Source organism: Gordonia desulfuricans NBRC 100010 (assembly GCF_001485495.1).
GTDB classification, from domain to species: domain Bacteria; phylum Actinomycetota; class Actinomycetes; order Mycobacteriales; family Mycobacteriaceae; genus Gordonia; species Gordonia desulfuricans.
This window is the reverse complement of record NZ_BCNF01000137.1, coordinates 1-20462: the sequence shown is the minus strand read 5'-3', so window position 1 is coordinate 20462 and position 20462 is coordinate 1. Positions and strand designations below refer to the sequence as shown.

The following is a 20462-nucleotide window of genomic DNA, read 5'->3' as shown; positions in this document are numbered from 1 at the left end:
CATCAGGCCGCCGGTCGTCCGCCCGTCGCCCCGCCGGCAGCACCCACACCCGCGCCCGACGAGTCGACCACCGACCCGTCACGCGCCGTCGTCGACTGAACGGCGCGTCGATGCCGCTCTACGGCGACATCATCGTCGGCGTCGTCATCCTGATCGGGCTGCTCGGCATCGTCATCCCGGTGATCCCGGGGACGCTGCTGGTCGTCGTGGCGATCCTGGTCTGGGCGGCGATCGTCGGCGGATGGGCATGGGCCGTACTCGGTGTCGCGGTGGCTCTGATCGCGATCACCGAGACCGTCAAATATCTTGTCGCAGGCCGGGTCCTGCGGTCTGACGGAATCCCCAACCGCACCGTCGTCGTCGGTGCGGTCGTCGGGATCGTCGGCTTCTTCGTGATCCCGGTGGTGGGACTGTTCCTCGGCTTCATCGTCGGTGCGATGCTCGCCGAGCTCGTCCGCACCCGCTCCACGACGCAGGCCTGGCGGGGGACGGTGTCGGCGTCCCGGGCGGCCGCCTACACGATCGGGATCGAACTGTTCGGCGGGTTGCTCGCCGCAGGCATCTGGCTCGGTGGCGCGATCGCGTTGTGAGCGTGGGTTGTCGGCGTCGGTGGGGTTGCGTTCGGGTGGTGGGCGGCGGAGGTCTCGACACGGGTCCTCGCCTGGCGGCTCGGTCCCGGCTCGACCATCGTGGGGGGCTGGTGGGTTTGTGGGTGGGCGGTGGCGCGATCGTGTTGTGAGCGTGGGTTGTCGGCGTCGGTGGGGTTGCGTTCGTGTGGTGGCCGCCGGAGGTCTCGACTCGGGTCCTCGCGATGCTCGGTCCCGGCTCGACCATCGTGGGGGGGCGGGGGCTCGACTCGAGACCATCGTGGGTCGGCGACCGACAGCGGCCGCCGAACTCACTCGGACATGGGCACCTTGCGGGCGCTGTGCGTCCCGATCGGCACGATCATCGGACCACCGAAGACGGGGTCGGTGATGATCTCGGCCCGCAGACCGAAGGCCTGATCGAGCAGTTCGACGCTGATCACCGACTCCGGGGGCCCCTGCTCCACCAACTGGCCGTCGCGCATCACGAACAGCGAATCGCTGTAGCGGACGGCCAGATTCAGGTCGTGGAGGACCATCACGATGGTCTTGCCGTGATCGACCTTCAACGAGTGCACCAGGTCGAGCACCTCGAGTGAGTGCGTCAGGTCCAGGTAGGTGGTCGGCTCGTCGAGCAACAGCAGATCGGTGCCCTGCGCCAGTGCCAGGGCGATCCACACCCGCTGGCGCTGACCACCCGACAGCGCATCGAGGGTGCGGTCGGCGAGCGCGGCGGTCGCGGTCAGCTCGAGCGCCTCGTCGACGGCCTCCTCGTCCTCCGACGACGCCTGCCGATACCACTTCTGGTACGGGTGCCGACCGCGCCCGACCAGATCGCGGACCGTCAGACCCTCGGGGGCCACCGGGTTCTGCGGCAGGATGCCGAGGGTCTGGGCCACCGACTTGGGTCGCAGGGTGGTGATGTCGGAGCCGTCGAGCAGGACCGTCCCCGACTTCGGCGGGAGCAGCCGCGCCAGACACCGCAACAGCGTGGACTTGCCACAGCCGTTGGGGCCGATGATCGTGGTGACCGCGGCGTCGGGCACATCGACGTCGAGTCCGTCGATGATGATCCGCTCGTCGTAGCCGACGACGAGATCGCGGGCCGAGAGTCTGCTCATACGGTGGCCTTTCGGGAGATCGAGACCATCAGGTAGATCAGGAACGGGCCGCCGATGGCAGCGGTCACGATACCCACCGGCAGGCCATCGGGCAGGACGGTGCGGGCCAGGATGTCGCCGCCGACGACGAGGATCGCGCCGATCGCACCCGACGCGACCGGGGTGGGCACGGCGCTACCGGTCAGGCGCATCGCGATCTGCGGGGCGAGCAGTGCGACGAAGGCGATCGGGCCGGCCGCCGACACCGCGAGTGCGGCCACCACCACGGCGATCAGCAGCACCGCCGTCGACACCGCCATGGTGCGCACCCCCAGCCCACGGGCCAGGTCGTTGCCGAGGGTCATCGCATCGATCTGCCGGGCGAGCACACCCACCCCGACGACGGCGACGACCACGGCGAGGGCGACCGGCCACACCGACGCCCACGACGTGTTGGACACCGAACCCACCAGCCACACCTGCGCGCGCCCGACGTCCCGGATGTCGGCGCGGGTCAGCCAGTACGCCGTCACCGACTGCAGGATCCAGGTCATGCCGACACCGATCAGCACCAGCCGGGTCGGATTGATCGCACTGTTGGCCTTGCGTCCCGGCCAGGCCAGGATGTACATCACCGCGGCCACCCCGAGCCCGCCGATCAGGGCGGCGGTGGGCACACCCAGGTCGGCCAGCCATGCGCCCCAGGTGGAGCCGAAGGCGATGGCCGCGACCGCGGCCATGCCGGCCCCGGCGGTGATCCCGAGCATGTCCGGGGTGGCCAGGGGGTTGCGGGCGATCAGCTGGGTCAGCGACCCCGACAACCCGAGCGCGAAGCCGACCAGTACCGACACCAGTGCCCGGGGGACGGCGTCGTCGAGGATCACGACGTTCTCGATCCGGGTGCCGCCACCGAGCAGGATGCGTATCACGTCGGCGGGCGTGACCGGGTAGTCGCTGATCGTGATGCTCAGCAGGAACAGCACGAAGGCGATGACGAACGCCACGGTCACGCTGAGCACCATGCGGGGACGCAGGACCCAGGCGGTCGGGCCGACACGGACGATCCGGGAGGGGCTGTCGAGGATGCTCATACGCTCGTCAACTTCGTTCGTCGGACCATGGCGATCAGGAACGGGGCGCCGACGAATGCCAGCATCACACCGACCTGGATCTCACCCGGCCGGGCGATGACCCGGCCGAGGATGTCGCAGACCAGCAGCAATGCCGCACCGATCAGGGCGGAGAACGGGACGATCAACCGGTAGTCGGGGCCGGTGATCGCCCGCGCTATGTGGGGTACCACGAGCCCGAGGAACACGATCGGTCCGCATGCGGCGGTCGCGGCACCCACCAGCAGGGTGATCGCGAGGATGCCGATCGCCCGGATCAGCAGCACCCGGGACCCGAGCGCCTTGGTCATGTCGTCGCCGAGGCTCAGGATGTTGAGGAAGAAGCCGCTGGCCACCGCCAGCACCAGTCCGACGACGACGAACGGAAGGGCGGCCCAGAAGATCTCGATGCCGCGCCCCGACGTCGACCCGACACTCCAGAACCGCCAGGTGTCCAGGGATGCGGTGTCGGTGAGCACGATCGCCGATGTGATGGCGATGAGCAGCGCCGACAACCCGGTACCGGCGAGGACCAGCGTGATCGGTCCGGTGCCGGTGAGTGCCGAGACCCCGAACACCGCGGCCGCGGCGATCACCGCACCGATCATGCCGAAACCCATGTAGGCCAGCGGTGCCGAGATGCCGAAGACGTAGACGCCGGTGACCACCGCGCAGGCGGCGCCGGCGTTGACGCCGAGGATGCCGGGGTCGGCGATCGGGTTGCGGGTGTGGCCCTGGGTGATCGCGCCGGCCGCACCGATCGCCGCGCCGACGATCAGGCCGAGCACCGTGCGGGGGACGCGTAGATCCCAGACGATCCCGGCGGTGTCGGTGGACTTGTCGATCTGGGGGGCGCGCAGGTCGAACACGGCACGCCAGATCTCGGCACACCCGGAGGTGAACGCATTCCAGGTGGCATCGAAGGGTAGCTCCCGCGTGCCGATCAGAACCGAGGCGATCGTGCCCGCGACCAGCACCCCGAGGATCAGGATCAACCCCGCCGCACGTCGCACGAAGGGAAACCTTACCTCACGTCGGCGCCATGTCCGGTTTGTTTGTTACGGATGACGAAGTAGTCGCCGGACGGCAACTTTTCTGAATCATCGGTAACAGGACCCTGTGAGACTGCGATAAACCTTCACGTAACCATCGGTGCCCCCTCGGGCGCTGTGGACTCGAGATCTTCGGGTCCGTCCGACGCAAGAAGGAGTGACATGAAGAAGTCGATGAAGCGTGCGGTCGCCGCCGTGGCCGCCGCCGCCGGAATCGCCGGTGGATCGTTCGTCGCCACCGCACCGGCCCAGGCCGCGACCCCCAACCTGGTCCTGACCGGCGATGTGTTCTGCAAGTTCGGGTTCACCCCCGGCCAGCCCTGGACCGACGGCATCTGGAACATGACCCGCTACATCAAGGTCACCGCCCAGGGTGCGGACTTCCCCAATGTCACCCTGCAGGAGTTCAACGGCGAGAAGAAGTTCGTCCGGACCCTGAAGAAGGGCGATTCGGTGACCATCAAGACCGTGTGGCGCGGCTGCTTCCCGTCGTCGATCTCCGGCTACACCATCTCCAGCAACGCCGACAACCTGATCGACAACGCCGGCTTCTGGTGGAACCTGCGTCAGATCGACAACATCTTCTCCCCGAGCGGTGTCGCGGCCCCGAACAACGGTGGCGGCAACACCACCCAGGCACAGGCACAGCAGGCGGCAGCCGACTTCGCCGGCTGACCGAGCGCTTTCCCTCTCACGAAAGCGACGAGGGGCGACCGGAGTTCCGGTCGCCCCTCGTGGCGTTTCTGGGTGTGAGGCCCGTCAGGCCTTCTGCGCCTTGTCCGGCTCGGACGCGGCGAGCATGTCCTCACGCTCGACGACCTTCACGCGTTCGCGGCCCTGGGCGGCGCCGAGGGAGCGCTCGTGCTCGTCGAGGCGGTACCAGCCGTCCCAGGTGGTGAACGGGACGCTCTTGGACTCGAGCAGTGCGATCACGGCGTCCTCGGACGGGTCGGCCGGGACGTTGAGGGCACCGTTGGTCATGTCCTCGATGATGCACTCGACGGTCTCGTTGGCGTCGCCCTTGGTGTGGCCGATGAGGCCGACGGGGCCGCGCTTGACCCAACCGGTGGTGTAGAGGCCGGTGATGTGGGCGCCCTCGTCGAAGACACGTCCGGCCTCGTTGGGGATGACGCCGGCCTGGTTGTCGAACGGGATCTCCGGCAGGTTGTCGGAGAGGTAGCCGACGGCGCGGTAGACGGCGGTGACGTCCCAGTCGGTGGTCTTGCCGGTGGGCTTGACGTTGCCGGTGCCGTCGAGCTCGGTGCGCTCGGTACGCAGCCCGACGACCTTGCCGTCCTCGCCGAGGATCTCGGTGGGGTTCTCGAAGAAGTGCAGGAACAGCTTGTGGATGGCGCCCTGCTTGGGTTCGCGGATCGCGTAGTTCTCGATGATCGTGGCGACCTGGTCGGTGATCTTCGAGGAGCGGCGGGCCACGGCCGAGCCCTCGTCGTACTCGATGTCCTCGGGGTTGACCACGACCTCGATGTTGGGGGAGTGGTCGAGCTCCTTGAGTTCGAGCGGGGTGAACTTGGCCTGGGCGGGACCGCGACGGCCGAAGACGTGGACCTCGATGGCCTTGTTGGCCTTGAGTCCCTGGTAGACGTTGTCGGGGATCTCGGTGGGGAGCAGCTCGTCGCCGGTCTTGGCCAGAACGCGGGCGACGTCGAGGGCGACGTTGCCGACGCCGATCACGGCGACCTTCTCCTCTTCCAGCGGCCAGGTGCGCGAGAAGTCGGGGTGGCCGTCGTACCAGGCGACGAACTGGCCGGCACCGTAGCTGCGTTCGAGGTCGACGCCGGGGATGGTGAGGGCGCGGTCGTCGGTGGCGCCGGTGGAGAAGATCACCGCGTCGTAGAGCGACTTGAGCTCGGCGAGGGTGATGTCGGTGCCGTAGTCGATGTTGCCGAGCAGGCGGACCTGCGGCTTGTCGAGGACCTTGTGCAGGGCGGTGATGATGCCCTTGATCCGCGGGTGGTCGGGTGCGACGCCGTAGCGGATGAGGCCGAACGGCGCGGGCATCCGCTCGTAGAGATCGATGCTGACGCCCCGATCCTTGGCGGTATCGGACTTCATCAACGCGTCGGCGGCGTAGATCCCGGCGGGACCCGCACCGACGATGGCAACGCGCAACGGACGGCTCTGATCTGTCATAAGGTGTCGGTACCTCGGTTCTCGATGTCTCCGACGCCCGCGGTGCACGGCGGTGCGTCGACGCTTATCCCTTCTACGGTAGGCGCTGCGCGCCCAGAGCCAAAATCCCGGTTAAGGGTCACCTTACTTCTGTGGCTGCCGTGGCGATCGGCTCGACAGCCTGCGAGGCGACCCAGGGAATGGTCAGAACGGTGGGAACCGACATCGCCGAACCGACCTGCTGGTCGAGGTACACGACTCGTTTACCGGTCACGAACGGCTGCCGGTTCCACGCCGCGTCGGACTGCAGTTTGGCGTTGGAGCCCTGCCAGTCGATGGCGACGACGATGTCGGCGGCGTCGAGCATGGACACGTTTTCCGGTGACAGAGTTCCGTAGAAACCGCTGGTGATGGTCGATTTCAGGGACTCGGGGAAGGCGAGGCCGTAGTCGATCAGGGTCTGTCCGCGGCCGTCGCCGGCGCCGTACACCGAGATCGAGCCGTCGGCCGACCGGGTCACCGCCACCGCCGTCTTGCCCGCGAACTCGGGGTGATCGGTGCGGATCGACGCGAGCTGCGCCTTGACCTGGGCGATCTTGTCGGCGACCGCCTTGGGCTGTCCGACGGCCTTGCCGATCTCGGTGGCCTGGACGTCCCACGGCACCTGCCAGTCGGGATAGTTCGCGGGACGAACGATGGTCGGGACCGCCGCGGTCAGCTTGTCGTACTGGGCGCGATCGGGGGCGGCACCGACCGCGGTGATCAGCTGGGGGTCGGTGGCGAGGGTCTTGGGGATCATCGCGCCGAACTCCGCGGAGACGTTCGGCAGGATCACCGGCTGGTTGTCGCCGAGCAGCTCGGCATTCCACGGTGTGACCCGCTGGGTGGGGTCGGCGAACGGTGCGATGGTGGTCGGCTGCACGCCCAGGGCGAGGAGGGTGTCGGCATCGCCCACGCCCATCGCCGCGACCCGGGTGACCGGTTCGTCGATGGTGGTCGACCCGTACTGGTGCTCGATGGTGACCGGGATCGCCCCGGCCTCCGGGGCGGGCGCGGTGGCGCCGCCGTTGTCCTCGGCGGGAGAACTGCAGGCACCCACGACGAGGGCGGTGGCCAGCGCGAGCGTGGCGACCATCCCGTGTCGGCGGGTGATGCCCGACAGATGGGCGCGGCGACGGCGGTGGTCTCGACTGGTGAACATGATCTCCCTCCCAGGCCATTTGGTGAGAGGGTCACCTTACGCACCGGACGGTTCCGATGGGGCGGATCGAGGGCGGCGACAACTGCTGCGACATGCGTCGATAGACTGATCGCCATGGCCAAAGGTGCGCGCAGGAGTTCGGCGCCGGAGCCCACCGACCCCCAACCCGACGACGCACCACCGCCCTCGTGGCGCAATGCCTGGCCATTCCTGGTCGCGCTGGTCGTCGTCGCCCTGGCGGCGCTCGGGATCGGGCTCTCGTATCTGTTCCGACCCGCGGAGGAACGGGCGAGTGACGCGGCGAAGGTGCAGTACGCGATCAACGATCAGTACACCGCACGCAACAACGTCGACTACGCCGCCTACCGGGAGTCGACCTGCGCCGCGGAACTGGCCTCGACGGGATTCCCGTCGGAACAGACCTTCACCACCGAGAACCAGGCGTCGTTGGAGGCCAACGGCCGGGTGATCATCCCCGAGATCACCGACGTCTCCGTCGACGGCGACCGGGCGACGGCGAAGGTACATTGGCAATTCGACAAGAAGTCCGACCAGACGCACACCGTCGACACGGTGGTCGTGCGCGAGGACGGCAACTGGAAGGTGTGCAAGGCATGACATATGCCGGAGATCTGACCCCGCAACAGGCATGGGAAAAGCTGGAGAACGATCCCAAGGCCAAGCTGGTGGACTGTCGCACCCGACCGGAGTGGGCCTACGTCGGCGTCCCGGATCTCGAGATCCTGGGCAAGCAAACACTTTTCATCGAATGGGTGACATTCCCCGAGGGTCGTGCCAACGAGTCGTTCGTCGCCGAGCTGCGTGACGCAGGGATCGCCGACGACGACGAGGTGATCTTCATCTGCCGGTCCGGGCACCGCTCGATCGGCGCGGCCGAGGCAGCCACCGCCGACGGAATCGCCAAGGCGTACAACATCGTCGACGGATTCGAAGGACAGCTCGACGAGTTCGACCACCGTGGCGGAGCGGGCTGGCGGGCCCTCGACCTTCCGTGGAGGCAGTCGTGATCTACCGGCAGAACCTTCCCGAGGGCGTGTCCGCCGACACCCTCGCCGTGCGCGGCGGTCTGACGCGGTCGGGTTTCTTCGAGACCTCCGAGGCACTGTTCCTCAACAGCGGCTACGTCTACGACTCGGCCGAGGCCGCCGAGCGTGCCTTCACCGGTGAGGACGAGCGATTCGTCTACTCCCGCTACGGGAATCCGACCGTCGAGATGTTCCAGGAGCGACTGCGTCTGCTCGAGGGCGCCGAGGCGTGCTTCGCCACCGCGAGCGGCATGTCGGCGGTCTTCGTGGCACTCGGTGCGCTGCTCAAGGCCGGTGACCGGCTCGTCGCCGCGCGCAGCCTGTTCGGCTCGTGTTTCGTGGTGGCCAACGAGATCCTGCCGCGGTGGGGTGTGCACACCGACTTCGTCGACGGCGAGGACCTCACCCAGTGGGAGCAGGCCCTCTCGACGCCGGCCGACGCGGTGTTCTTCGAGACCCCGTCCAATCCGATGCAGACCCTCGTCGACGTCGCCAAGGTGTCCGAGCTGGCGCACGCCGCAGGCGCGAAGGTGGTGCTGGACAACGTCTTCGCCACCCCGCTGCTGCAGCGCGGCCTGGACCTCGGGGCCGACGTGGTGGTCTATTCCGGCGCCAAGCACATGGACGGCCAGGGCCGGGTCATGGGCGGTGCGGTGCTCGGCACCACCGAGTACATCGACGGCCCGGTGCAGACCCTGATGCGGCACACCGGCCCGGCGCTGAGCCCGTTCAACGCGTGGACCCTGCTCAAGGGGCTCGAGACCATGCGCCTGCGGGTGGATGCGTCGGTGGCCTCGGCGCTGCGCATCGCGCAGTTCCTCGAGGACGACCCGCGCGTCCGCTGGGTGAAGTACCCGTTCCTGAAGTCGCATCCGCAGTACGAGCTGGCGGTCGAGCAGATGACCGGCGGCGGCACCGTGGTGACCTTCGAGCTCAACGACCACGACGGCGTCGGTGGCAAGGAGCGGGCCTTCGAGGTGCTCAACCGGTTGCGGGTGATCGACATCTCCAACAACCTGGGCGACTCGAAGTCGCTGGTCACCCACCCGGCCACCACCACCCACCGTGCGATGGGACCGGAAGGGCGTGCGGCGATCGGCCTGAGCGACTCCGCGCTGCGCCTGTCGGTGGGTCTGGAGGGGATCGACGATCTCCTGACCGACCTCGATCAGGCCCTGGGCTGAACCGCCCGGACCCGATCGATATTCAGCTCTGACCCGGGGTCATCCCGGCGGCCGGAAGGTCGTCGAGGGTGACCCCGAGTGCGTTGAGCACCGTCTGCAGCTTCGCGGTGGTCTCGGTCAGCTCGGCCTGCGGGTCGGAGCCGGCGACGATCCCGCCGCCCGCCCACATGCGCACCCCGGTCCCGGTGCGGTCGAGTTCGAGGCAGCGGATGGTGACCATCCACTCGCCGTTCCCGTCGGCGTCTGCCCAGCCGACCGCACCGGCATACAGACCTCGCGGTTCCTCATGTGTCCGGATGAACCGCGCCGCGACGTCGGCCGGCGTACCGCAGGTGGCCGGGGTGGGACTCAGTGTCATGGCGAGATCGAGTGCGGTGGAATCCGATTCGGTCAGCACCGCGTGCACCGGGGTGGCCAGGTGCCACATCTCGCCGGTCGACAGCAGTTCCGGCCGCCCGCCGATCTCGAGGTCGGTGGCGATCGGGGCCAGTCGCCGACGCAGATGTTCGACGACGAAGGCGTGCTCGCGGTGGTCCTTGGCCGAGCCGGCCAGCGCCTCCCGGGACCGTCGATCGGCGGCGGGATCGGCGTGGCGCGGCGCCGAGCCGGCGTAGGGCAGGCAGGTGACCTCACGACCGTGCTTGCGCAGCAACAACTCCGGGCTCGCCCCGACCAGCCGGCCGGTTCCGGTGTCGACGGCGAACGCATTGTGTTCGTGATTGCCGCCGGCCAGTGCGGCCAGCAGGTCGTCGACGTCGGCGGGGGCGTCGAGCCTGCCGGTGAGCGCCCGTGCCAGCACCACCTTGTCCAGACCGCCGTCGGCGATGGCGGCGACGGCGGCCTGCACTCGCGCCAGATGTGTTGCCGGGTCGGGGATCTCGACGACCGCTGTCAACCGTCGTGCGGTGGGTTGTGCGCCGGGCAGCGGGATGCGGGTGTGGTACAGCGCGGTGGGGGCGATCAGGGCCGAGGGCTCGCGCGGGTCGAAGGCGAGTGCACCGACCACCGAGTCCACCCGCCGTTCGCGTAGATCGCGGGCGGCGGCGGCCGCATCCGGGTAGCGGCGGACGACACCGGCGGCCCGGACCACACCGTGCGGCCGGGACAGGACGAACACGTCAGGACTCACCTCACCCAACCTACCGAGCCCGCACGCAGGGGTTTCGCTCACGCTGGGTGAAAATTGACACCCCGACGGCGGATCGGCCAGTCTGGGTGCAGGTCATGAGTGCCAGCGACAAGCCCCGGCTCGCTGGTCGGCAACCCTCCTCCGCGGTGGGGTGCTCCGGGTGACGACCTGGCCGTGTACCGACCGGGCACGGCAAGCGTGGATCCTCCGAGGAGTTCAACCGATGACTGCTGTCGTCAGCCAGACAATCGTTCCCACCGTCGCCGACATCACCGTCGCCGACACCACCGTGTGCGATCCGGTGCGCGACACCGCGATCGCCCCGCTGGCCGCCGTGGCCGGCGCCGACGAGTGTGCCCCACTCGCCGACGGCACCGAGATCGCTTACGCCAACCTCGATTACGCTGCGAGTGCCCCGGCGCTGGCCGCCGTCGCCGAGGCCGTCACCACCGCCCTCACCGGATACGCCAGCGTGCACCGCGGCGCCGGTCACCTCTCGCAGGTCACCACCCGCCGGTACGAGCAGTGCCGGGAGACGGTGCGGCGCTTCGTCCGTGGCCGCACCGACGACACCGTCGTGTTCACCCGCAACACCACCGATGCGCTGAACCTCGCAGCGCACTGCGTCCGCGGCGACGTCGTCGTCCTCGACATCGAGCATCACGCCAACCTGCTGCCGTGGGTCTCCCGGGAGACCGGCGCCACCCGGATCGTGACCGCCCGCGACACCATCGAGGCGACCCTCGACGCGGTGGAATGCGAACTCGCCGCGGCCCCGGCCGCGTTGCTCGCGGTGACCGCCGCGTCCAATGTCACCGGTGAGGTCCTGCCGATCGGACGGCTCGCCGCGATCGCCCACCGTCAGGGTGCGCGCATCCTGGTGGATGCGGCGCAACTGGTGGCGCACCGTCCCGTGTCGGTCGTCAGCCACGGCATCGACTACCTGGTGTTCTCCGGCCACAAGCTCTACGCACCGTTCGGTGCGGGGGTGCTGATCGGACGCCCCGACTGGCTCGATGCCGCCGACCCCTACCTGGCCGGCGGCGGTGCCTCGGCCGCCGTCGCCGTGGTCGGCGAGCCCGACGCCAACTGCGCGTCGACCGCCTGGCACACCGGCGCCGCCCGCCACGAGGGCGGCTCCCCGAACGTCCTGGGTGCGGTGGCGATCGCCGCGGCCTGCGAGGCGATCACCGAGATCGGCTTCGAGACCATCGGTCACCACGAGCACATCCTGCGGAATCGGCTCGACGCCGGCCTCGCCGCGATCGACGGTGTCACGCCGCTGCGCATCTTCGAGGACGCACCCGATCGCGTCGGGATCGCCGGATTCGACGTCGACGGCCACACCCCGCGTGCGGTGGCGGAGTATCTGAGCGATCACCACGGTATCGGGGTGCGCGACGGCAAGTTCTGTGCGCATCCGCTGCTCAACCGGCTCGGCAGGCCCGACGGTGCGGTCCGCGCCAGCTTCGGGCTCGGCACCGGTTCCGCCGACATCGACCGCCTCGTCGACGCGGTCGGCCGCCTCGCCGTGCCGCACCGGGCCGACGCCCACCGGCCGGGCACCCGATGCGCCGGCACCCACCACACCGACATCCACCACACCAGCGACCACCACACCGGAGAACCGACGTCATGACCATCGAACTCGCCGACCACCGTCTGCTCAGCATCGGCCGCCCCCCGCTGAAGGTGGCGCTGGCCGGGGACGTCCCGGCAGATCAGCTGCCGATCGTCGTCCGCCGTCCCACCCTGCGCGACGCCCAGCGGGCACGCTCGCTGCTGCGTGCCGGTTCCCGCGACACCGCCAACTTCAGCGTCGCGCTGGAAGTGGAGGTGGCCATCGCCCCGCATCCGGCGTCGGCACGCGCGGCGGTGGCGCAGCTGCCCGACGAACTCGACGGCGGCACAGTGCGTTACGTGGGCACGCCGAGCGGTCTGCTCACCCTGATCCGCGACATCTACGCCGCGGAGGTCGCTGACGCCGTGCTGCTCGTCCCGCTCGACGGGTCGGCCACCGAGAACCGCATCCGCCAGCTCGTCCTGCCTGCGGTGACCTCGGTGGTTCGCGCCGCCTGAGTCGTCGAAGCCCTCGGGCCCGGACGGACGCCCGGACCCGGACAGGAACCGAGTACAGACAAGAACAGCAAGCGCGGCAAGACCTCTGGTCTCGCCGCGCTTGTTCTGTCGGTGCTCGCGGGTGTTGCCGGTCAGGCCTCGCCGCGCTCCCACTGCTCGATCAGTGCGGTCTCGGCGTCATCGGTGAGCACGCCGTAGAGCCTGAGCCGGGCCATACCGCCGTCGGGGAACACGTCCATCCGGGCCTCGGTCATCGGGCGATCGAGATCGATGACGAACCGATGCCGGGTGTCGGGCTGCAGATCGGTGCGCGGCAACACCTCGAACCAGTCGCCGGTCTCGCCGTCGCGGCCGCGGACCGTGGCCGAGCCCGGGGCGTTGCCCAGGAAGTAGCTGGTGTCGAGTTCCACCAGGTTCACGCGGCCCTGTCCGGCCAGGCGCACCTGCACCCAGTCGTTGCCGTCGTCGCGGCGGCGCGAGGTCTCCCAGCCCTCACCCATGTGCCGGGCGCGGCCGGGCATCAGCAGGTTGTTGGGGGAGCTGTAGAACATGTTGGAGCATGCGGTGATCAGGCCGCCGTTCTCCAGCGCGGCCAGGTCGAAGTGCCCGTAACGGAAGAACCTGGGATCGGGGACGCCGCGGCCGTGCACCCGGAACCGGGCGACACCGCCGTCGGGATGCATGGTGAGCCGGACGTGGGTGAACCGGCTGGTGGCGTCGACCTTGAACGGGTTGCGGGTGTCGCCGTCCACCGGGCTCTTCTCGACGATGGTGGTCCACTCGGTGTCGTCGAGCAGCTGCTGCACCGACGGCACGCCCTCGACGGCGGCGGCCTCCACCGAGATGAACGGCGGGTAGTTGCCCTTGAACCAGGCGGTGTCGACGACGACGCCGTACACCACTCCGGGGGCGCCGAGGCGCACGATCGCCTGGTCGACGCCGTCGCTGCGTCGTCGGCGGGTCTCCCAGCCGTCGTAGATCTGTCCCTTGTGTCCGAAGGTCGCCGGCCGGTACTCCGCGGGACCGGTCTTGATCAGGTTCTGGGCCTCGGCGAACAGGTCGTCGTTGCACCACACCACCGCACCGCCGAGATCGCGAAGCGCCAGGTCAGGCATCGAAGTGAAGTGGGGGCGGGTACCTGAATGGGGAGGCGGCGGCTGCGGGGTCACGAGTTCTGATCCTAGTGGGGTGTTGCCCCGCGTCGAATCGGGGCGCATACTTGCTGGCGCCAACTAATTGCTGTCTGCAACTGATGGCGCATTGCACGTAAATCGGACATTTCACTCCTGGACGGGATTCCGGCATGCTCGACCCCCAACTCATGGACCAGCTGTTCGACAGTCTGATCCGGTTCGTCCGCATCCGCGAACGGGCCGTCCACACCACCTTCCGGACCTCGGAGGGCGAGGTGGAGACCGCCGCGTTCAAGGCGCTCTTCCCGCTCTCCCGCAACCCCATGCGGTCGCGGGAACTCGCCGCAGAACTCACCGCAGACCCGTCGACGGTGAGCCGGCACGTCGCCGCACTCGTCGACCTCGGACTGGTGCGCCGCGAGGCCGATCCCGCCGACGGCCGTGCCACCCTGCTGGTCATCACCGACGCGGGACGGGCCCGTGTCGAGGCCATGCGTTCGATCCGGCGCGAGGCCATGGACCGCGCCATGGGTGACTGGACCGACGGCGAGCTGGCAACCCTGGTCACGCTGCTCACCCGCTTCGTCGACGCCGCCGAGACCTTCCTCGTGCCCGACTGCGGGCGTCCCGACAGCCCCGGGACGACCGCCCCGCCCGCCTCGAAAGGATCACGATGACCGACAACCCCACGCGGGCGGCGACGCCCGCATCCGTGGAGGACGAACACGCCGGTGCGGGGTTGACCCACCGGCAGATCCTCACCGTGATGGCCGGACTGATGATCGGCATGTTCCTGGCCGCCCTCGACCAGACCATCGTCTCCACCGCCATCCGCACGATCGCCGACGACCTGCACGGCTACGACATGCAGGCGTGGGTCACCACCGCCTACCTCGTGACCTCCACGATCGTCACCCCGCTCTACGGCAAGCTCTCCGACATCTACGGGCGCAAACCGTTCTTCCTGCTCGCCATCTCGATCTTCGTCGTCGGCTCGCTGCTGTGTTCCATGGCGACGTCGATGTACATGCTCGCCGGGTTCCGCGCCCTGCAGGGCCTCGGTGCCGGCGGCCTGTTCACCCTGGCGCTGACCACCATCGGTGACATCGTCCCGCCGCGCGAACGCGCCAAGTACCAGGGCTACTTCCTGGCCGTGTTCGGTACGTCGTCGGTGCTCGGCCCCGTGCTCGGCGGCTTCTTCGCCGGGCAGTCCTCGATCCTGTGGGTCTCCGGCTGGCGCTGGGTGTTCCTGGTGAACGTGCCGATCGGCATCATCGCGCTGTTCGTGGTGTACGCGGTGCTCAACTACGACCAGCACAAGGGCACCGGCACCCGCACCGACTACTGGGGCGCCACCGCCCTCGCCGTCACCGTCGCACCGTTGCTGATCGTCGCCGAACAAGGACGCATCTGGGGCTGGTGGTCGGGGTGGGCCGTGCTCTGCTACGCCGTCGGCGTCATCGGTCTGGCCGTGTTCGTCTGGATCGAGAAGAAGATGGGCGACGACGCACTCATCCCGTTGCGCGTCTTCGCCAACCCGGTCTTCGCGCAGGGCATCGTCATCTCGATGGTGGTCGGCGCGGTCATGTTCGGCGGGATCTCGATGCTGCCGCAGTACTTCCAGGTGCTGCGCGGGTCGAGTCCGATGGTCGCCGGGCTACAGATGCTGCCCATGGTGGTCGGCCTGATGAGCGGATCGATCGTGTCCGGTCAGCTGATCTCGCGAACCGGGCGCTACAAGGTCTTCACCATCGTCGGATCGGTGCTGATCACCATCGCGACCTTCCTGCTGCACCTGATCACCACGTCGACGCCGGTGTGGCTGGTGATGGTGCTCGCCGCGCTCCTCGGCTTCGGACTGGGCAACCTGATGCAGCCGATCACCCTGGCCATGCAGAACATCCTGCCGCCCAAGGACATGGGGCTGTCGACGGGTACCGCCACCTTTTTCCGGCAGATCGGCGCCACCCTGGGTGTCGCGGTGTTCTTCTCGCTGCTGTTCTCGCTGACCGGACCGAACATCTCCGACGAGATGACCGCCGCGGCCGGCCAACCGGGCTTCTCGGCCGGGGTCGTCGAGGCCGTCCGCTCCGACGACCCGCAGGTCAAGGCGTTCGGTCAGGCACTCGTGGAGGCCGCACAGCACCCCGGTCAGACCGGTGGCTCGGCCGACAGTGTGATGAGTGACACCTCGGTGATCGCGAAACTCCCCGACAGTCTGTCGCAGCCGATCATGACCGGGTTCGCCAACTCGATGGACACCGTGTTCCTGACCGTGTCGATCGTCTCGCTGCTCGCGATCATCGGCACCATCACCTGGAAGGAACTGCCGCTGCGCCGCGGACGTCCGATCGATGTGTCCGAGGGTGCCCCGGCCGGCTGACCGTCCGGATCGGCGAAGACACCGCTGCCCACGGCCCCTCCGAGGGGTCGTGGGCAGCGGTGTCGGTCCTACCGGGGGCGATCAGTGCGAGCCGAAGCGCTCCACCGAGGCCTGTGCGACCTTCTCGGCCTCTTCGCGGCCGACCCAGCCACCGGGGGTGACCTCCTTGCCGGGCTCGAGGTCCTTGTAGTGCTCGAAGAAGTGCGCGATGGCCTTGAGCTCGTGCTCCGGGACGTCACCGAGGTCCTGGATGTGATCCCAGCGGACGTCGCCCGCCGGGACGCAGAGCAGCTTGTCGTCGCCGCCGGCCTCGTCGGTCATCGTGTACATCGCGACGATGCGCGACTTGACGATGACACCCGGGTAGACCGACTCGGGGAGCAGCACCAGCGCGTCCTGCGGGTCGCCGTCCTCGCCGAGGGTGTTGTCGATGTAGCCGTAGTCGGTGGGGTAGCCGAAGGCGGTGTAGAGGTACCGGTCCAGGTAGATCTTCCCGGTCTCGTGGTCGACCTCGTACTTGTTGCGACTACCCTTCGGGATCTCGATGGTCACATCGAATTCCACGCTTCCTCCTTGATCGTGGCAATGGTCGGGCTCAACGATACTGTGGGAGGCGTTGCGTCGACGTTCGAGACCCGGAGGTTGTGTGGGCACACAGCGCGGACCCGCTCCCGCGAATCGGCCGCGGCGGCGTGGTCGCCGGATCGTGTGGTCACTGCTCACGGTGGTCCTGGTCTCGGTGATCGCCGTCGGATCGGTCGTCACCTACCGCGAGTTCACCAAGCCCGAACCGCTGCCGCCGGGTACCCCGGACCGGCCCGCGCTGATCGCGGTGAACCCGCAGATCGCGGCCGTGTCGGCCACCGCCCCGCAGCCCACCGCCGCCGGGGTGAGCCGCGCCATCGCCGCATCCCTGAAGAATTCCGCGCTGGGCACCCTGACCGGTCAGATCAGCGATTCGCTGACCGGGACGGTGCTGTGGTCACAGGGCGCCGACCGCCCGCGCACCCCCGCGTCCAACGCCAAGATCCTGACCGCGTCGGCGGCGCTGCTGGCCCTGCCGCACGACCAGCGGATCAGCACCACCGTGGTGGCCGGCAGCGGCGGCCGGGTGATCCTCGTGGGGGCCGGGGACCCGACGCTGTCGGCGCAACCCACCGGTGCCGAGACCTTCTACACCGAGCCCGCGCGCATCGCCGACCTCGCCGACCAGATCCGACGATCCGGGGTCGAGGTGTCGTCGGTGGCGGTCGATCTCAGCGCATTCGGCGGCCCCACCATGGACCCCACCTGGGACCGCCGTGACATCGCCGGCGGCGACATCGCCCCGATCGAGTCGCTGATGGCCGACGGCGCGCGGACCAGACCGCTCGACGAGTACTCGCCACGCGTCGACGATCCCGGGATCGCCGCCGGGAAGGCCCTCGCCGAGGCGCTCGGCGTGTCCACCGACGTCACCGAGACCACCGCCCCGGCCGGTGCACGCACCATCGCCACGGTCACCTCCGCACCGCTGGTGACCCGCGTCAACGACATGATGCGCTTCTCCGACAATGTGCTCGCCGAGACGCTCTCGATCGAGGTGTCGAAGGCGCGCGGTGGCCCGGCAACCCTCGCCGGCGGCGCCGACGCCGTGGTGAAGACCTTGGCGGACAACGGTATCCGCACCACCGGTGTCACCCTCACCGACTCGTCGGGGTTGTCCTACGGCAACCTGGTTCCGGCGTCGGTGCTCGACGAGCTGATGGCCGCGGCGAGCGGGCCGACCGAACCGGCCACGTCGTCGGGTGCCACGTCCACCGCGGCCGGTGCACCGTCGGCCGACATCGACGACAAGCTGCGGCCGATGCTCGACGGCCTGCCCATCGCGGCCGGCACCGGCACCCTCGCCGACCGCTTCGACGCCGACACCAACCCCGGTGCGGGGTGGGTGCGCGCCAAGACCGGAACACTGACCGGGGTCAGTTCGTTGACGGGGATAGTCCAGACCGTCGACGGGCGTGTGTTGTCCTTCGCGTTGATGTCGGGTGGAACCTCACCCGCCGATGCGCGTCCGGCACTCGATGCGATCCCGGGTGATTTGAGAGAGTGCGGATGCCGATGAGCACAGACAGCACGTCCACCGAGATCTCCCCCTCCGGTGCGGTCCCGGCCCGGGCCCTGCATGCCGACCTGGTGGGCGCCAGGATCGACTGGGGTCTCGCCGCGGGTGTCGGCAAACGGCTGTCGCGGCCGGGGCCGAAGATGACCTCCTACACCCGTGATGCGGCCCGTGCCGAGCTCGCCGACGCGGCGGTCCGCGCCGAGGGTCCGGTGCGCGAGGTCACCGGCCTGGCCGACGGACTCGCCGTCCCCACTGCGCGCGTCCTCGAACGTGACGAGTGGATCGACGCCGCGGCCCTGTCGATGCGGTCGATGCTCTCGGGCGCACTCGACGACGCCGACCCGTCACCCGGACTGTCCGGCCGGATCGGCGGACTCCAGGCATCGGGGCTGCTGGCCTTCCTCTCCTCGGCGATCCTCGGCCAGTACGATCCGTTCTCGGCCGGCCCCGAGGGGGCCGACGATCCCGGTGTGCTGATGCTGGTGCTGCCCAACATCGTCGGCGTGGAACGCTCTCTCAAGGTGGTGCCGTCGGATTTCCGGCTGTGGGTGTGCCTGCACGAGGTGACCCACCGTGTGCAGTTCTCGGCCAATCCGTGGCTGCGTGACTACATGCTCGACAACATCGCCGTCCTGACCTCGGAGACCGGGGAATCGGTGGGCGAGTTGGCCGGCCGGGTCACCGACATGCTCCGCGGCGACAAGCCCCGGGAGAAGGGTGTGATCGGGGCGATGCAGCTGCTGCAGAGTCCCGAACAGTACGACGCCCTCAACCGGATGCTCATGCTCGGCACCCTGCTCGAGGGTCACGCCGACCATGTGATGGACGCCGTGGGACCGGCTCAGGTGCCCACGGTCGCGTCCATCCGCGCGGCCTTCGACAAGCGCCGGACCGGACCGCGAAACCCGGTGCAGCGCATCATCCGGGCCCTGATCGGCATGGATGCCAAGCTGGCGCAGTACATCCGGGGCAAGGCATTCGTGGACGAGGTGGTGTCGACGGTCGGGATGGACCGGTTCAACACCATCTGGACCTCCGCCGAGACCATGCCGCTGCCCGACGAGATCGACGAACCGGCGAAATGGATCGCGCGGGTGCTCTGACCCGGGCGGTCGCGGCATTCGCGGCCGACCATCTGCGCGCGGACGAGGTCTGTGTGGGACTCTCCGGTGGTCCGGATTCGTTGGCGCTCACCGCTGCCGCGGTCCACGCCGGGCTGTCGGTGCGGGCACTCGTCGTCGACCATCGGCTGCAGCACGGTTCGGCCGATGTCGCTACGGCCGCCGCCCGCGCCGCCCGGGCGCTCGGGGCGCGCGCGGAGGTCCTCGAGGTGTCGGTGGGCCACGACGGTGGGATGGAGGCCGCCGCCCGGGATGCACGGTATACCGCACTCGAGCTGGCGCGCGACGGGCTGCCGGTGTTGTTGGCGCACACCATGGACGATCAGGCCGAGACGGTCCTGCTCGGCCTGGCACGTGGCTCGGGATCGCGTTCGATCGCCGGAATGCGGCCGTGGTCGCCGCCGTGGGGGAGGCCGCTGCTCGGGTTGCGTCGCGCCGACACCGTCGGGGCCTGCGCCGACTGGGGTCTGGCACCACATACCGATCCGCACAACAGCGACCCGCGCTTCACCCGGGTCAGGCTGCGGGCGGAGGTGATCCCGCTGCTCGAGGACGTGCTCCACGGTGGTGTGGTGGAGGCGTTGGCGCGCACCGCATCGGCACTCCAGGGCGACAACGACGCCCTCGACGACCTGGCCGAGCAGGCATACCGTGCCGACGGATCCGGTGAGGATTCGACGGAGCTGGGTGTCGGCGGGCTCGCCGACCTACCGGATGCCGTGCGCACCAGGGTGATTCGACGATGGCTGTACGACGTCGGGGCCACCGGGCCGACGAGCCGGGTGATCGGCGCCGTCGACGCCCTGGCCGTCGGCCGCACCCGCGGACACGTCGCGATCGGTGGGACGCCGCAGTATCGTCGGGTGGTCTGCAGGGTCGGTGACCGCCTGGCGGTCACCGACCTGCCGCGATGACCGATGCTGTCAACCGACCATCGGTGATCGATTCGGGAACGTGCCTGTTGGTGATTGAGCCGGGACCGAGCATCGCGAGGACCCGTGTCGAAATCTCCGTAGCTTACGTTGGGTGGTGACCACTTCTGGGGTGGTTGTGTTGGTAACTCGGCGGTCTGAGGTTTCGACACGTCTCGTCGCCGCGCTCTTC

Annotated in this window: 20 protein-coding genes and 1 riboswitch; of the genes, 12 read left to right on the top strand and 8 right to left on the bottom strand. The window is 69.0% G+C overall.

Going from position 1 to position 20462, the window contains the following annotated elements:
• Positions 1-110: 110 nt before the first annotated feature.
• Entirely contained in the window at positions 111-590 is a 480-nt protein-coding gene (locus GD1_RS20280) for a DUF456 domain-containing protein (RefSeq protein WP_059039324.1), read from the top strand.
• Between the two features lie 308 nt (positions 591-898).
• Here the strand turns inward: GD1_RS20280 and GD1_RS20275 are convergent, their stop codons facing one another.
• The 3 genes from GD1_RS20275 to GD1_RS20265 are packed head-to-tail and all read right to left on the bottom strand — an operon-like array spanning position 899 to position 3809.
• Complete coding sequence (locus GD1_RS20275) at positions 899-1708, bottom strand: ABC transporter ATP-binding protein (RefSeq protein ID WP_020794386.1); 810 nt, start codon at positions 1706-1708, stop codon at positions 899-901.
• Positions 1705-2778 (bottom strand): FecCD family ABC transporter permease, encoded by a 1074-nt coding sequence (locus GD1_RS20270; RefSeq protein ID WP_053776089.1) that lies wholly within the window; start codon positions 2776-2778, stop codon positions 1705-1707. Before GD1_RS20270 ends, GD1_RS20275 begins: the two co-directional genes overlap by 4 nt.
• A complete protein-coding gene (locus GD1_RS20265) occupies positions 2775-3809 on the bottom strand; it encodes a FecCD family ABC transporter permease (protein WP_059039323.1) in 1035 nt (344 codons plus the stop codon). The genes GD1_RS20270 and GD1_RS20265 overlap by 4 nt, the downstream gene beginning before the upstream one ends.
• 201 nt (positions 3810-4010) lie before the next feature.
• On the opposite strand from GD1_RS20265, the gene GD1_RS20260 reads away from it, so the two are divergent.
• A complete protein-coding gene (locus GD1_RS20260; RefSeq protein WP_053776087.1) occupies positions 4011-4523 on the top strand; it encodes a hypothetical protein in 513 nt (170 codons plus the stop codon).
• An 84-nt stretch (positions 4524-4607) separates the two neighbouring features.
• On the opposite strand, the gene GD1_RS20255 is transcribed toward GD1_RS20260, so the two are convergent.
• Together GD1_RS20255 and GD1_RS20250 are read right to left on the bottom strand one after the other, a co-directional pair.
• On the bottom strand, positions 4608-5999 hold the full coding sequence (locus GD1_RS20255; protein ID WP_059039322.1) for an FAD-dependent oxidoreductase: 1392 nt from the start codon (positions 5997-5999) through the stop codon (positions 4608-4610).
• A 118-nt stretch (positions 6000-6117) separates the two neighbouring features.
• Positions 6118-7113 carry an ABC transporter substrate-binding protein gene (locus tag GD1_RS20250; RefSeq protein ID WP_059039326.1) on the bottom strand — a complete coding sequence of 332 codons (996 nt, stop codon included), beginning with the start codon at positions 7111-7113 and terminating at the stop codon, positions 6118-6120.
• Between the two features lie 180 nt (positions 7114-7293).
• Between GD1_RS20250 and GD1_RS20245 the strand changes: the two genes are divergently transcribed.
• Genes GD1_RS20245 through GD1_RS20235 form a run of 3 tightly spaced genes read left to right on the top strand, consistent with a single transcriptional unit; the run spans position 7294 to position 9409 of the window.
• A complete protein-coding gene (locus tag GD1_RS20245) occupies positions 7294-7797 on the top strand; it encodes an Rv0361 family membrane protein (protein ID WP_053776085.1) in 504 nt (167 codons plus the stop codon).
• Positions 7794-8207, top strand: coding sequence for a rhodanese-like domain-containing protein (locus GD1_RS20240; RefSeq protein ID WP_053776084.1), 414 nt, complete (start codon positions 7794-7796; stop codon positions 8205-8207). Before GD1_RS20245 ends, GD1_RS20240 begins: the two co-directional genes overlap by 4 nt.
• A complete protein-coding gene (locus GD1_RS20235) occupies positions 8204-9409 on the top strand; it encodes an O-succinylhomoserine sulfhydrylase (RefSeq protein ID WP_244882918.1) in 1206 nt (401 codons plus the stop codon). The genes GD1_RS20240 and GD1_RS20235 overlap by 4 nt, the downstream gene beginning before the upstream one ends.
• A gap of 22 nt (positions 9410-9431) precedes the next feature.
• Here the strand turns inward: GD1_RS20235 and GD1_RS20230 are convergent, their stop codons facing one another.
• A complete protein-coding gene (locus GD1_RS20230) occupies positions 9432-10538 on the bottom strand; it encodes an isochorismate synthase (protein WP_083534523.1) in 1107 nt (368 codons plus the stop codon).
• A 91-nt stretch (positions 10539-10629) separates the two neighbouring features.
• A riboswitch (SAM riboswitch) is annotated at positions 10630-10743 on the top strand.
• 18 nt (positions 10744-10761) lie between these two features.
• On the opposite strand from GD1_RS20230, the gene GD1_RS20225 reads away from it, so the two are divergent.
• Both GD1_RS20225 and GD1_RS20220 read left to right on the top strand, forming a co-directional pair.
• Entirely contained in the window at positions 10762-12177 is a 1416-nt protein-coding gene (locus GD1_RS20225; protein WP_083534521.1) for an aminotransferase class V-fold PLP-dependent enzyme, read from the top strand.
• Positions 12174-12617, top strand: coding sequence for a hypothetical protein (locus GD1_RS20220; protein ID WP_053776081.1), 444 nt, complete (start codon positions 12174-12176; stop codon positions 12615-12617). Before GD1_RS20225 ends, GD1_RS20220 begins: the two co-directional genes overlap by 4 nt.
• A gap of 131 nt (positions 12618-12748) precedes the next feature.
• Here GD1_RS20220 and alc read toward each other — a convergent pair whose 3' ends face one another.
• Positions 12749-13732 (bottom strand): allantoicase, encoded by a 984-nt coding sequence (alc, locus tag GD1_RS20215; RefSeq protein ID WP_217997899.1) that lies wholly within the window; start codon positions 13730-13732, stop codon positions 12749-12751.
• 188 nt (positions 13733-13920) lie between these two features.
• Between alc and GD1_RS20210 the strand changes: the two genes are divergently transcribed.
• On the top strand, positions 13921-14427 hold the full coding sequence (locus tag GD1_RS20210; protein WP_020790539.1) for a MarR family winged helix-turn-helix transcriptional regulator: 507 nt from the start codon (positions 13921-13923) through the stop codon (positions 14425-14427).
• Positions 14424-16133: an MDR family MFS transporter gene (locus tag GD1_RS20205; RefSeq protein WP_053776079.1), complete on the top strand. Its 1710-nt coding sequence runs from the start codon at positions 14424-14426 to the stop codon at positions 16131-16133. The genes GD1_RS20210 and GD1_RS20205 overlap by 4 nt, the downstream gene beginning before the upstream one ends.
• 81 nt (positions 16134-16214) lie before the next feature.
• Here GD1_RS20205 and GD1_RS20200 read toward each other — a convergent pair whose 3' ends face one another.
• Positions 16215-16697: an inorganic diphosphatase gene (locus tag GD1_RS20200; RefSeq protein ID WP_053776078.1), complete on the bottom strand. Its 483-nt coding sequence runs from the start codon at positions 16695-16697 to the stop codon at positions 16215-16217.
• Positions 16698-16779: 82 nt separating this feature from the next.
• On the opposite strand from GD1_RS20200, the gene dacB reads away from it, so the two are divergent.
• The 3 genes from dacB to tilS are packed head-to-tail and all read left to right on the top strand — an operon-like array spanning position 16780 to position 20272.
• Positions 16780-18237, top strand: coding sequence for a D-alanyl-D-alanine carboxypeptidase/D-alanyl-D-alanine endopeptidase (gene dacB / locus GD1_RS20195; RefSeq protein ID WP_059039318.1), 1458 nt, complete (start codon positions 16780-16782; stop codon positions 18235-18237).
• Positions 18228-19340 (top strand): Rv3626c family coenzyme F420 biosynthesis-associated protein, encoded by a 1113-nt coding sequence (locus GD1_RS20190; protein WP_373855344.1) that lies wholly within the window; start codon positions 18228-18230, stop codon positions 19338-19340. Before dacB ends, GD1_RS20190 begins: the two co-directional genes overlap by 10 nt.
• Positions 19319-20272 carry a tRNA lysidine(34) synthetase TilS gene (tilS, locus tag GD1_RS20185; protein WP_059039317.1) on the top strand — a complete coding sequence of 318 codons (954 nt, stop codon included), beginning with the start codon at positions 19319-19321 and terminating at the stop codon, positions 20270-20272. Before GD1_RS20190 ends, tilS begins: the two co-directional genes overlap by 22 nt.
• The last annotated feature ends 190 nt before the right edge of the window (positions 20273-20462 follow it).